General features: G+C 46.1%; 14 protein-coding genes and 1 pseudogene. 3 read left to right on the top strand and 12 right to left on the bottom strand.

The genetic code is table 11. The features are described 5' to 3' along the window. Positions 1-12: 12 nt before the first annotated feature. From ACP26N_RS02000 to ACP26N_RS01965, 8 genes and pseudogenes are all read right to left on the bottom strand, one after another. On the bottom strand, positions 13-240 hold the full coding sequence (locus tag ACP26N_RS02000; RefSeq protein ID WP_426354623.1) for a sulfurtransferase TusA family protein: 228 nt from the start codon (positions 238-240) through the stop codon (positions 13-15). A gap of 33 nt (positions 241-273) precedes the next feature. Next, the gene (locus ACP26N_RS01995; protein WP_426354621.1) at positions 274-1,410 is read right to left on the bottom strand and encodes an MBL fold metallo-hydrolase; all 1,137 of its coding nucleotides are present in this window, start codon (positions 1,408-1,410) and stop codon (positions 274-276) included. A gap of 32 nt (positions 1,411-1,442) precedes the next feature. After that, positions 1,443-1,924, bottom strand: a pseudogene (locus ACP26N_RS01990) (sulfurtransferase TusA family protein). 48 nt (positions 1,925-1,972) lie between these two features. Then, complete coding sequence (locus ACP26N_RS01985) at positions 1,973-2,269, bottom strand: rhodanese-like domain-containing protein (RefSeq protein WP_426354620.1); 297 nt, start codon at positions 2,267-2,269, stop codon at positions 1,973-1,975. 22 nt (positions 2,270-2,291) lie between these two features. After that, positions 2,292-2,657 carry a rhodanese-like domain-containing protein gene (locus tag ACP26N_RS01980; RefSeq protein WP_131503356.1) on the bottom strand — a complete coding sequence of 122 codons (366 nt, stop codon included), beginning with the start codon at positions 2,655-2,657 and terminating at the stop codon, positions 2,292-2,294. Positions 2,658-2,672: 15 nt separating this feature from the next. Then, positions 2,673-3,152, bottom strand: a complete 480-nt coding sequence (locus ACP26N_RS01975; protein WP_426354618.1) for a DsrE/DsrF/DrsH-like family protein — start codon at positions 3,150-3,152, stop codon at positions 2,673-2,675. A gap of 56 nt (positions 3,153-3,208) precedes the next feature. Further along, positions 3,209-3,472: a metal-sensitive transcriptional regulator gene (locus tag ACP26N_RS01970; RefSeq protein WP_012369256.1), complete on the bottom strand. Its 264-nt coding sequence runs from the start codon at positions 3,470-3,472 to the stop codon at positions 3,209-3,211. 99 nt (positions 3,473-3,571) lie between these two features. Continuing rightward, a complete protein-coding gene (locus tag ACP26N_RS01965) occupies positions 3,572-4,420 on the bottom strand; it encodes a LysR family transcriptional regulator (RefSeq protein ID WP_131503354.1) in 849 nt (282 codons plus the stop codon). A 111-nt stretch (positions 4,421-4,531) separates the two neighbouring features. Here ACP26N_RS01965 and ACP26N_RS01960 point away from each other — a divergent pair, with 111 nt between their 5' ends. After that, on the top strand, positions 4,532-5,398 hold the full coding sequence (locus tag ACP26N_RS01960) for a sulfite exporter TauE/SafE family protein (protein WP_426354617.1): 867 nt from the start codon (positions 4,532-4,534) through the stop codon (positions 5,396-5,398). Here the strand turns inward: ACP26N_RS01960 and ACP26N_RS01955 are convergent. Continuing rightward, positions 5,395-6,252 carry a YihY/virulence factor BrkB family protein gene (locus ACP26N_RS01955; protein ID WP_114597028.1) on the bottom strand — a complete coding sequence of 286 codons (858 nt, stop codon included), beginning with the start codon at positions 6,250-6,252 and terminating at the stop codon, positions 5,395-5,397. The genes ACP26N_RS01960 and ACP26N_RS01955 overlap by 4 nt on opposite strands. 183 nt (positions 6,253-6,435) lie before the next feature. Between ACP26N_RS01955 and ACP26N_RS01950 the strand changes: the two genes are divergently transcribed. Further along, positions 6,436-7,536, top strand: a complete 1,101-nt coding sequence (locus ACP26N_RS01950; protein WP_426354614.1) for a nitric oxide synthase oxygenase — start codon at positions 6,436-6,438, stop codon at positions 7,534-7,536. Further along, positions 7,533-7,979 (top strand): NUDIX hydrolase, encoded by a 447-nt coding sequence (locus ACP26N_RS01945; RefSeq protein WP_214855567.1) that lies wholly within the window; start codon positions 7,533-7,535, stop codon positions 7,977-7,979. The genes ACP26N_RS01950 and ACP26N_RS01945 overlap by 4 nt, the downstream gene beginning before the upstream one ends. A 274-nt stretch (positions 7,980-8,253) precedes the next feature. Here ACP26N_RS01945 and ACP26N_RS01940 read toward each other — a convergent pair whose 3' ends face one another. From ACP26N_RS01940 to ACP26N_RS01930, 3 genes are all read right to left on the bottom strand, one after another. After that, positions 8,254-9,039, bottom strand: coding sequence for a GNAT family N-acetyltransferase (locus ACP26N_RS01940; protein ID WP_214855564.1), 786 nt, complete (start codon positions 9,037-9,039; stop codon positions 8,254-8,256). 106 nt (positions 9,040-9,145) lie between these two features. Further along, on the bottom strand, positions 9,146-10,531 hold the full coding sequence (locus ACP26N_RS01935; RefSeq protein WP_426354612.1) for an amino acid permease: 1,386 nt from the start codon (positions 10,529-10,531) through the stop codon (positions 9,146-9,148). 223 nt (positions 10,532-10,754) lie between these two features. Beyond that, positions 10,755-12,560, bottom strand: coding sequence for a mechanosensitive ion channel (locus ACP26N_RS01930; protein WP_426354611.1), 1,806 nt, complete (start codon positions 12,558-12,560; stop codon positions 10,755-10,757). Positions 12,561-12,726: the final 166 nt, after the last annotated feature.

The raw sequence follows: 12,726 nt of genomic DNA, 5'->3' as shown, positions 1-12,726 counted from the left end.
CTGTAACTTGAATTACCCTTTTTGGATCCAAAATTTTAAGACGCTGGCCTCTTCTTCGTGTTTCACAAGCTCATGGCCACCTGATTTTGCCCATGCTTGTAAATCGTTTTTTGCCCCTTTGTCCGTTGCATGGACTTCAAGGATTTGACCGGATTCGAGTCCGGCGATTGCTTTTTTTGTTTTGACGATTGGCATTGGACATGCAAGTCCTTTTGCATCTAATACGAGTTCTGATTTCATAATTGTAATTCCTCCTGAAGTAATTTTTTTAGTTTAGCGAACGGCACAGCGGTTTGGACCGACTTCCATCTCACGTTGTGCTTCGAGATCCGGTGTCTGTTTCCCCATGTTTGTTTCTCGAATTTCCTGGTACGCATTCGGTTGCGGCGGCAAGTTTTCTGTCACCATTTTCCGGAATGTTTCTTCGTCTTCGATGTTCAAGCCATGATTGTTGGCAAGTAACACATCCAGTTTTTCCGCGATGCTGCCGTCTTCGTTTAATTCTTCGATTAACATGAAGTGGGCAGGCAGAACAATCAGGTCTTTCGATAGTTTACGATACGTGTTGTAGAGCGAGTCTCTTAAGTCACCGACCCAGTCTTCTGCGAGACCGGCTAAATCAGGACGTCCGATGGAATCAATAAACAAAATGTCGCCCGTCAGGAGATAACGATTATCGACGACGAACGAAGTCGACCCGATTGTATGTCCCGGGGAATAAAAGGCCCGTACATCAATTTGTGTATCTCCTACCTGAACGTGGCTTCCATCTTCGAGCGCTTCATAATCAAACGTGACGTCTGTAGCGTCTTTTGGTGGCAACCAATATGTTGCGCCTGTTTTTTCCGCAATCTCACGTCCGCCGGAAATGTGATCGGCATGAAGATGTGTATCAAATACATGTGTGATTTCAAGCTGACGTTCTTTTGCATAGTCGAGATAGATATCTGTCATACGTGTGGCATCCACGAGGACGGCTTCGCCTTCCGAGATGATCATGTAAGACAGGCAACCTTTCCCGATCCGGACGAACTGAACGACTTCTCCACGATCTGACCCGGTTTCATTTAATGATCCGAGTGAAATCGGCTCGAGATGTTCGCTCCAGGCTTTCATCCCGCCTGCAAGATACGAGACCGTCCGTCCTGCTTCTTTCAATAAATCCGCGACAAAAATGGACGATCCTTCCTTCGCACAGACGACGAGCACGTCTTGATCGGTCGGCAGTTGGTCTAAAATGTCTTCGACACCATCAAGTAAATCAAAATAAGGAACGTTCAAGTAGGAAAACTGTTCGCCTTCAATCTTCCAGTCCTGGAATGCGTCTTCATTACGGACGTCCAAGATAAACATTTTTTCGCGGCGAATGATTTTTTGCGTCACTTCTTTTGTTGTCATTGCTTGTGCCATCTTTGTCTTTCCTCCTGACAGTAATTTACGGATTAAACGTTTTTTTCTGTATCAAATGCCCAGTCACTCATACCGGGAACGACATTTTGAACGTTGAATCCTTTAGCATCGAGTTGTTGGCAAGCCAAGTCACTCCGGCTGCCTGTCCGGCAGACCACATAAATCGTTTTAGACATATCGAGTTCTTCGATACGTTCTTCCAGTTCACCCAGCGGAATGTTTACCGCACTAGGAATATGTGCAAACGCATATTCTGCCGTTTCCCGGACATCGAGAACAAGCGTATCCGCGTTCTGACGAGCAACTTCGACCGTCTCGTTATTGACGATTTGTTCGAACGCCGGCACTTCCTGATCATTACCGGAAGCTTTCCGGACGTAATGACGCAGAACATCGCCGTCTTCAATCGTTCCGAGGTATTGGTTGCCTGTACTGTTTGCCCAGGCCCAGAGATCGGCATCGGGCAAGCTAAGCCACGTGCGTCGAGTACGATATCTGTTTTGATTGTCTGCAAAAGTATTCGCTCCTTTTACCTCTAGGGGTATAATTAAGATTAAAAAAATTAGTTGGTTTTACCTTCGTATGCCATCATACCGCCATCCATATTGATGACATCAAATCCCTGTCCCTCAAGATAAGTGGCTGCACGGCCACTACGGGCACCTGAACGGCAGACCATGACGTATTGTTTTTTCTTATCAAGTTCATTCATTTTGAATTCAACGAGTCCGAGTGGAATATGAATTGCTTCCGGAATTTTTCCTTCTTTGACTTCGTCCGCTTCCCGGACATCAATGATGTTAAGTTGTTCTCCGCTCTCTAGCTTTTCCTGTACTTCTTTTGCTGTGAATCGTTTCATTTGTTATTCCTCCTCGTTTTTTTTAACGCCAAACATTCATTCCGCCTGATACCTCTGTTACGTGGCTGTATCCGGCTTTTTTTAATTGTTTGACCGCTTGTTTACTACGCATTCCGCTTTGACAGATTACGATGACTTCTTTGTCTTTCGGAATCTTGTCAAGTTGAGACGGTAATATTTGAAGCGGAATGTTCTTAAATCCTTTAATGTGATTTCCTTTGAACTCACCCGGTGTCCGGACATCCAAATAAAATCGGTTACGGTCACCTAAATGCTGTTTCAGTTCAGTTGCTGACAGTTTGTTGACACCTTTTGTCGGTGCAAACATCCGGTAAGCGAGAAAGGCAACAATCACTAGAAATACGATGTTCAGGATATCCACTTGCATCAGTCCTCCTCGAAATTAGATGAACAGGTTGACGGTTCCGTCTTCAGCATCCGCGAGGTACGCTGTGACACCGGCATATTCGATCCGATCATGCAGTTCTTCCTGCTTTAAACCGAGCAGATCCATTGTCATCGTACAAGCAACCAGTTTTACATCCTGTTCTTTCGCCAGTTCGATTAAATCGGGAAGCGGCATCGCATTGTGTTTTTTCATGACGTTTTTGATCATCTTCTGACCGGCACCACCGAAGTTCATTTTTGAGAGCGGCATTTTGTCGGCACCGCGCGGCATGAATTTACCGAACATTTTTTCAAGTAGTGTTTTATCCGGTTGAATCGGCTCGTCTTTACGCATCGCGTTTAATCCCCAGAATGTATGGAAAACCGTCACTTCGTGGTCGTAAGCGGCTGCTCCGTTGGCAATGATATACGCTGCCATGACCTTATCGTAATCTCCACTGAACAATACAATCGTTGTTTTTTTAATCTCTGACATCTGAAAAATTCCTCCATCTATTTTACCCCTAAGGGTATTAATCGTTGTAAAATTTTTTATCTGCTTTTCAGTAATAGTTGAACCGCTTCTGCTACAGCCTGTTCATGGTTATCGTCGGTTTCGTCATTCGTGACACACTCAATTAGATTTTCACTGACGACAAGTCCAATGACACGATCAATCGCGCTTCTTGTCGCACTGAGTTGAGTGACAACATCTTTACAGGACGCTTCTTCTTTCATCATCCGGATAATACCGTGAAGCTGACCTTCAATCCGGTTCATCCGGTGAATGATTTTGTCTTCATACACTTTTTCCATGCGAAGAACACTCTCCTTTTTCCGTGTGACCTGTGTCATACCTAATGGCTACATTCCATACAATAATACCTACAGGGGTATATGTCAACGAAAAAGTTTTTAGTCGGATCCACCGTGTTGATTGATCCATTTTTGGGACAGACGGGTTGTCTCTCCTTTAAGCGTAATGAATTGAAACATCCTTGGATCAATCTGCGAATCATCATATGTCTGAAACCGTTCTGATTCGAGCAGGCTTCCCGCCAAACGTTCCGAAAGAATCGAAATCCCCGTTCCATTTTTGATTAACTGTTTAATTAACCGGTTGGAATATACCGTGATTATCCGCTTCGGAACAATTGCTTGTGTCTGCAACCACGTTTCCAGTGCTAAACGTGCGGCTGATCCCTCTTCCCGGTAAATCCAGGTTGCCTGTTCCGGAACCAGATGATGATGACCGATGATGCGCAGTCGATCTGTCGCAAAAGGAATGGCTTCGATTTGGTGCGAGCGATGCAGTCCTTCTACCATACCTAAATCAATCTCGTAATGGAGCAAGGCCTGTTCGACTTGTTCCTGATTCATGACGCGCGCATCGACGGAAACATCCGGATAGACCAGCAAAAAGTCGTGAATCATCTCTTCTAACATCGCTTCGTAGATCGTATGTGTGGCCGCGATTCTGAGCGTCCCGCGTGTAATGCCTTCCAACTCATCCATTTCCTGCTCGAGCCGGATCGCTTGGTGCAAAATTTCCTTGGCATGCCGGTACACAATCCATCCCGCTTCCGAGATTTCAATCGTTTTATTAAAGGTATGGCGATGAATTAAACTTTGTCCAAAATGTTCTTCCAAATGTTTTAAATGGAGACTGACCGTCGGCTGTGAAATGTATAAGCGGTCCGCTGTTTTCGTAAAATGTTTTGTTTCGACCAACGCGACAAAGGTCTTCAGTTCATTAAAATTCATAGATTCACCTCATTTATTTTTCTAATCGTTACGATCAGTATAATTCATTTTCCTAATCATTACTTTCCCCGTAGAGTCATCTGTATCACTTTATAGAAAGAAGGAACACTCTTGGATTTATTACTTTTTCTTGTACTCGGAGCCGCAATCGGCATTCTATCCGGTTTTTTCGGAATCGGCGGGGGCATCATCCTGACCCCTCTTTTATTGATATTAGGATACACCCCGAGCACCGCAATCGTCTTAAGTTTGCTTTTGACACTCGGTTCGACGGTGACAGGCACCTTTGCCCATCTCCGTCAAAATAACTTTCACCTTCGGGATGCTGTCACGATTGGCGTTTCCGGTATCATCGGCTCCGCTGCGATTACGCCTGTCGTCTTTTGGATGGAACGGCACAGCGGTGCCGATACGGTCATCTCCACCCTTTACATCGTCCTGCTCCTGTTGTTTGCCATTCAGTTTTTGAAACCGGCTAAAAAAGTGGTTCGGGAGACATCTGTGCCGCACGCCTCGTTTTATAAACTGGTCGCAATCGGTGCCGCTGCCGGAATCCTGTCGTCTTTGATGGGGGTCAGCGGTGGATTTTTACTGACACCACTCTTGATGGGATGGGTTCGTTTCCCGCTTAAGCAAGCAATCGGAACAAGTATTGCGGCAGCTACGTTGATTGTACTCGGCGGCGTTACGAGTTACTTCATGTCAGGTACACAGGCTCCGCTTGCTTTAGGGATTGCTTTAATCATCGGAGCACTCATCGGCTCGCCGCTTGGCGCATCATTCCTCAATCTCTTCAGCAGTCAATTCGTCAAAAAGAGTCTGGGCAGTTTTTATGCCGCCGTTGCAGCCAGCGTGTTCTTAAAAACTACGCACTATGAACAACTCTCGTTACTTCTGCTCGCCTTGTTTACGACCGGTTTGATCGGTGTATTCTTCTATCAAAAAGTAATTCAACGTCAAACAAAAGACTGCCCTTAACGGACAGTCTCTTGTTTGATTTTTTCAGGTTTTAAGACTTTCGCTTCTTTCTTTTGACGCATCCGTTCGGCGTTCATCAATCCACCGAGCATCAGGACGACAGATGACAAATAGAACCACGTCATCAGGACGATAATTCCGGCCAGTTGTCCATACAGACGGTCGTAACTGCCGAATTCCGCGTAATACGAGAAGAATTCAGAAACAGCCTGCCAGGCGATTGTCGCAAACAACGCACCCGGCAAGACTTGACGGACTGTCAACCGGACGCTCGGCAGAACACGATACAGCAGAATGAAGAAGACCAACAGGAACAGTGATCCGAGTCCCCAACGGAATAAAAACCAAATCCAGGAGTAGTTCGTGACGACATCATTGACGATGGCAAAATGCGTGATGAAACGCCGCGTTAACTTTTCAGCAACCGGAACGAGAAGCGACATCGGTAAAATAACCATCATGCCGACCGTAAAACCGAAGTCCTGCAGTAACCCTCTCCAAAACGGCACTTTCCGCGTTACTTCCAGCGCATCATTCAATGATCGAACCAATGACTGCACCGACATCGAAGCGAGCCAAAAGGCTGCCAGGAAACTGATCGAGGCGAGTTTCAATCCCCCGTCATCAAAAATCCCGACGACGTTTTTCCGGATCAATTCATATGTTTCCGCCGGAGCGAACGGACGGATTAAATCAAGAACGTCTCCTGATGTGAACGGTAAAAAGGATACTAATCCAACTACAAATAACAAAAAGGGGAATAAGGACAACATCAGATAATAGGCGAGTTGAGCCGATTTATCAAAAAAGGCTTCGCCAAAAAAACGGGCAAATACAGGTTTTAATAATGACATAACAATTTCCTCACTTTCAAATAGTTCTTTCCTCTATCCCCCTTTCGACACTACTTTCAAACTTTTAACGTCTTTTGAACTTGTAAATAAGTGTTTAGCGATTATCGTTTGGCACAACGCTCAAGCAAACGGTACACTGAAGCAAGAACAATCGTCGTGTTGGATGAAGAAAGGATTTACGCCGTGTCTACTTTACTCACAGAAGCCGAAAGCTTTTTCCATGACTATATAGAACAATACCCGCAAGAAACACATCGTCTGCACGAAGTCCGCGAAGAAATTTTGCGGACAGGTACGTATACTCAAACGCTTCAAGAACTGACTTATGGAGCAAAACTTGCCTGGCGGAACAGCAACCGCTGTATCGGGCGCCTCTTTTGGGAGCAACTTCACGTCATTGACGCCCGGGATGCCCTGACTGTGGAATCGATCCGCGACACCTTGTTTCATCATATGGAGTATGCAACCAATGATGGACGGATCCGTTCGACGATTACGATTTTTGATCCCGACCGGGTCCGCATCTTGAACCATCAATTAATCCGTTATGCCGGTTACGACACCCCGGATGGTATCATTGGTGATCCGGCATCCATTGCATTCACCTCGCTTTGTGAGTCGTTCGGATGGAGTGGACAAGGAACCGACTTTGATCTTCTGCCGTTACTGATCGAACTCGACGGACAAGTCAGTCTGCATCCGATTCCGGATGAACTGGTGCTTGAAGTCACGATTCAACATCCTGATTTTAACTTGTTCGCAAACCATACCGTCAAATGGTATGCTGTCCCGATGATTTCTGACATGCGTCTTGAAATCGGCGGTATCTCCTATCCGTGCGCCCCGTTTAACGGCTGGTACATGGGGACTGAAATCGGCGCAAGAAATTTGGCCGATGTTGATCGGTATAACCTCTTGCCGCTGGTCGCGGAGCAACTTGGACTGAACACATCCCGCGAACGGTCATTATGGAAAGACCGGGCACTCGTCGAACTCAATTACGCCGTCCTTGATTCGTTTGAACGGGCCGGCGTGACGATTGTCGACCATCATACGGCGACGAAACAATTTGCCCGGTTCGAAAAAAATGAAGCGGCCTGTGAACGGGACGTAACCGGAGAATGGTCCTGGCTCGTACCGCCCATGAGCGGTGCCGCGACGCATGTCTTCCACAAAGATTTCGATCCGGCCGTCAAGCGTCCGAATTTCTTTGCCCGTTCTGCGACTGTTGAAAAAACAACCAAGCCAACCGGCTGTCCGTTTCATCAAGGGGTGCCGCGATGAGTTATGTCGAGACACTCCGAAAGCAAATCGGACAGACCCCGCTGATTCTAGTCGGTGCCGTCGTGCTTGTCGTCACGAACGGCCAAATTTTACTTGAACAACGCAATGAAACACAAGCCCGGTTCGGACTACCGGGCGGTTTGATGGAATGGGCGGAGTCAACAGACGAAACTGCACGCCGTGAACTGTTGGAAGAAACAGGTCTTGTCGCTGAAGACTTGACGTTACTCGGTGTCTATTCCGGAAAAAACTATGTCACGACGCTTGCGAACGGTGATGTGTTTCAAAGCGTCACGCTGGCTTATGTCGCTTCCAAAACGACCGGAACCTTGCGCATCAGCGAAGAAAGTGTTGCGTTAACGTATTTCCCTCTGACCGATTTACCGGAGCAGATCGTCGGCTCGCATCGCGTGATGATTGAGGATTATCTGAACCAATCGTAACCAGGTACTCACTAGTCTCTTGAAGATCAATCTATTGGAGTATACGAACGTAGGTTGATTTTGGTTTTCTATTTTTAAGGCTCAGTCATACAAAAACGTAGTTTTCTACAGATTTGAGGATGTTTTATGATGAACAAAATCATGTTGGTCATGCTTGGTGGCACAGGTATCTTATTCGTGATCTTTGCCGTCATCGTCATGATCAGCTTATGGATGTAACAAAAGACGGGATCTACAGAGTCGCCTCAATGGCCGTTCTGTAGATCCCGTTTGTTTAGACACTGATTGGTTTTTGCATGATGAATTGTTTGAGGTCCCGTTGTTTCCAACCGGCTTTGAGTAATTCTTCCCACACCTGCTGATTCGTTGATTGCAGATGATAGTGTTCACCTGCCAATCGGCGTGTTGCTTCGGTCGCGACCCGGGCAACTTCTTCCTCATCTGTCAAAATGGCAAAAATTGATTCATTGACTGCGGCAATAAAGGCACCATCGAGTTCGTAGTAACGGGCTTTCGCCAGTTTCATAACGCCCGGATCCTGTTGCCAAATGTATTCGTCCTGCTGTATGTACCGCCGTTCAAAAGCCACTTGATCAATTTCAACAAGCGGTTCAACCTGTCCCTGTTCTTCTTTATGAAAATAACCGAGTTCACTGACAGTTTGATAACCGAAACTCTCGTATAAGGTAATCGCCGGCTCATTTCCTTGAATGACTTCAAGCATCAAGCAATCGATATTCAAAGATTTGGCATAACTCAGCTGTGCTTCATACAAGGCTTTGGCAATTCCAAGACGCCGGTACTGCGGATCGACCGCCAGTCCCCCACAACGCATGACCGTTTTTTTCTTGATGGTCTTCAGCCCGTTCAACCAAATCGCGACCGGTCGTTCCCCGTGATAGGCAATGAACGAATGTTCCAGTTGGTTGCCGTCACGTTCTAAGATTCGTTCCTGAAACACTTCAGGTGAAAGACCTAGTGGAATCATGTAATCGCTGAAACCTTCCTTCATGACTAAATATGCTGTTTCTGTATCAGGTGCCTGTTTAATATGAATCATTTCGGATCGCCCCTTTCCCTACAACCGTTCGCCTTTTCCGATGTTCATTCCTGCCAGAAGTAAATAAAAAACCATCCAGAAGCGGTCCTGGATGGCATAAGTGCTATTAATGCAGTTTTGAGCGTGTTCTTCCATATCCGAAGTAGACAAGTAGGCCAATTGCGGTCCAGATGAAGAAAGCAATCCATGTGAATGTTTGAAGGTTCAACATCAACATGATACAGGAAAGGACGGAAAAAATCGGTAAGAATGGAACCCATGGCACTTTGAACGCCCGCTTCAGATCAGGACGCGTTTTCCGTAAGATGACGACGGCAATTGAAATCAGAGCGAATGCTGCGAGTGTTCCGATATTGATCAATTCTGCCAGTGTACCGAGCGGAACGAACCCAGCAATCAAACCGGCAGTCGTACCAAGAATCCATGTTGCTTTGACAGGCGTATGTGATTTTTCATTCACGTCCGAGAAGATTTTCGGCAATAATCCATCACGGCTCATCGCGAACAGGAGACGAACCAGACCAAATGTCATGACGAGGATAACAGTTGTCATACCAACGATGGCACCTAAGTCGACGAAACCTGCAACCCAGTCCTGACCTGCTACTTTTAAGGCTAACGAAACCGGGCTGTCGACCCCTTCAAATTGTTTGAATGGTACGATTCCGACCATGATGGCGGATACGACGACGTATAGTACGGTAACGATGGCAAGTGATCCCAAGATCCCGATCGGCAAGTTACGGCCCGGATCTTTGACTTCTTCTGCCGCTGACGTAACGGCATCAAAACCGAGGTATGCGAAGAAGGCGATGGCTGAAGCCTGCAGGACACCACTGATACCGAACGGTGCGAACGGCGTGTAGTTGCCCGGCTCGACATACCAGATGCCGACGACGATGAACAAGACAACGACGGCTACTTTAACAAGAACCATGATATTGTTGACGCGTTTTGTTTCCTTGATTCCCATTGAGAGCAACAGCGTGATGACCATCAAGATCAGGAACGCCGGTAAGTTAAAGAATGTTTCGCTGCCTGGTACAGCACCTGGTGCTGCTGTTAATGCTGTCGGCAGACTGACACCGAATCCGGATAACAACGACTGGAAATAACCGGACCAGCCTGTTGCAACGGCACTCGATGCTAAACCATATTCCAGGATCAAACACCAACCGATGATCCAGGCAACCAGTTCACCAATCGTGGCATAGGTGTACGTGTAAACACTACCCGAGACGGGAATCATCGATGAGAACTCGGCGTAACAGAGAGCTGCTAATGCACAGACGATAGCAGAAATAATAAAGGCAACCGGTAATGCGGGTCCTGCATACAACGCTCCTGTTCCGGTCAGGACGAAGATCCCTGTCCCGATGATTGCACCAATCCCAAGTAAAACTAAATCAAAGCCTGATAAATGCCGCGCCAGTTTGGAATGGCTCTTTTGATCCATCATCACACTGACATCTTTCTTACGAAGCAAACTCATAAAACACCCTCCGAACTTTCTCTTTTTTCTGAATATTCAAATCATTTTTCTAATTGACCTTTTCATCATAACAAAGGATGTCAGCTTTTATAAGCAAAAGTTTCTGTTTTTTTTCACAAAATGGTCAAACCAGTTTTGTTGTTTTACTACAATACAAATATGTAGACATGCATTAATGTACTAAAAACTCCTCCACCGCTCGGTGAAGGAGTTTTCGTTTCGGTTACGGACGATCATTCGGGTGATCTAAGTTCGGACCACGGTTCGTGTCCGAATCGATCGGGTAATCGTCTTGTTGTGCTAAATCATTTTCAGGAAGTGCCCCTTTTGGTGTACCGTGTGTCGGGTTCACGTTCGTAGAAGATGATGGTTTAGAAGCTTTTGGTGCTTGATCTGGTGTGACGTCATCTGCTGCTTTTGACGCAGCACCTTTTGCTGCTTCTTTTAAGCTTGGCTTCGTCGAAGCAGACGATGTGTGGTTTGACGGCAGGTTCGATGTGTCGATATCTGCATTCTCTGCTTTTTTCTGGAGACGATCGAGGTAACGTGATGCATTATCACGGCCACCTAAGCCAAACGCGAGTCCGAAAGCAAGAGCAACAGCACCGAGGATCAAGATGAACGCTGAGTTAACGATTGTAGCAGCAACACCAAGTTGATCAAGTGCCATGAAGACAGCAAGAGCAAGGATGGCATATTTTGCGACGCTTGAAAGAACTTTTAAATCTGAGTTAGCAAACAGGCTGTCCATTGTGCGTTTCACCAAGTTGCTGATGATGATACCGATGGCCAAGATGATGATCGCTGTCAAGACGCTTGGAAGGAAAGCAAGAACCGCGCGACCAAGATCAACCATGAAGTTGAGACCGATTAAGTTGAAGGCTTCAACGACGAACAAGACGACGATGACGATTTCAACGAGTGATCCAACGATGGATGATGGTGATGTCGAGGCATTGTTTGCATCCCAGTTACCGATTTTCAAGTGGCGTGTTAAGTTATTGAAACCGAGGCGTGACAAGAGGTCTGCGACGAATTTCTTAACGAAACGACCGACATAAAGACCGACAAGGATCAAGACGACACCGATAATGATGTTCGGAATCATACCAAGAACATCATTTAACATGTTGATGGCTGGTCCTGTAATCCCTTTGATGTTGAGCTGGTCAAGTGCCGAAATCGTGATCGGGATTAAGATCAGGATGAAGACGACTGTCCCTAAGATGGAAGAAAGTGATTTTGTATCTTTTTGTTCGTTTGTACCGATGTTGAAGCGTGAAGCAAATTTGTCTGTACCGACTGCATGCAGGAAGTTCGTGACGATATCGCGAACGATTTTCGCAACGAGGAATCCGACGAAGAAGATCGCTGCTGCAGCAATCAGACGTGGGATGAATCCAAGGAACGACGAGAGTAATTGGCTGAACGGCTCAGAAACACTTTCAATGTTGAGCGCACCCAGTACACCTGGTAGGAACAATAACAAGACAAGATAGAAGACGATTTCGCCTGCAATCTTCGGATAGTTCGAAAGATCCGTTTGACCTTGAAGCATTTTGTTCGAACGGACTTTTTCGTTCGACATCAATTTCGTTCCGCCTTTGACGATAACCATGCGCAGTACGACCGCGATGACGTAAGCCAAAAGAAGAATTAATGCTGCTTTCAGGATGTTCGGGATCGCTGCGAGCAATGTGCTCATCGTATCCGCAAGCGGTCCTGCGATGATGTTCAAGTTCAAGATGTTAAAGACGAGGATGAGAACGAAAACCATCAAGACCCAGAAAATGACTGTCCCGATAATTTTTTCAGGCGTCCACTTTTTCTTTTGTGGTGGTGTACCTTCTTTTTGTGGTGACAATTTGTTGACGACACCCGATTTTTCCAATGCCTTTTGAATACCGTTTGCGATCAGTTTCGCAATCAGCCATCCAATCAAGAAGACGATAAGTGCTCCTAAAATGTTTCCGAGAGTTCCTAGAATCCCGTTGACGTCAAATGACGTCGTGTTCCAAAAGTTGTTCATCCTGCCACACTCCTTCATCTCTAAATAATATATTTCCGACACTTCTTTAATTTCCCCGGCTAAAGGAATTACTAAACCACTTTTAACCTGAAAGTGGCAGTTTGTGAATAGTATTTAAAAAAATGGATGATTCTGATCAGAACCATCCATTTTGGAAAAGCTATTT

This window comes from Exiguobacterium sp. R-39 (assembly GCF_049942815.1).
Classification (GTDB): domain Bacteria; phylum Bacillota; class Bacilli; order Exiguobacteriales; family Exiguobacteriaceae; genus Exiguobacterium_A.
Note: the sequence above shows the minus strand (reverse complement) of the source record. Positions and strands in the feature narration are given on the sequence as shown.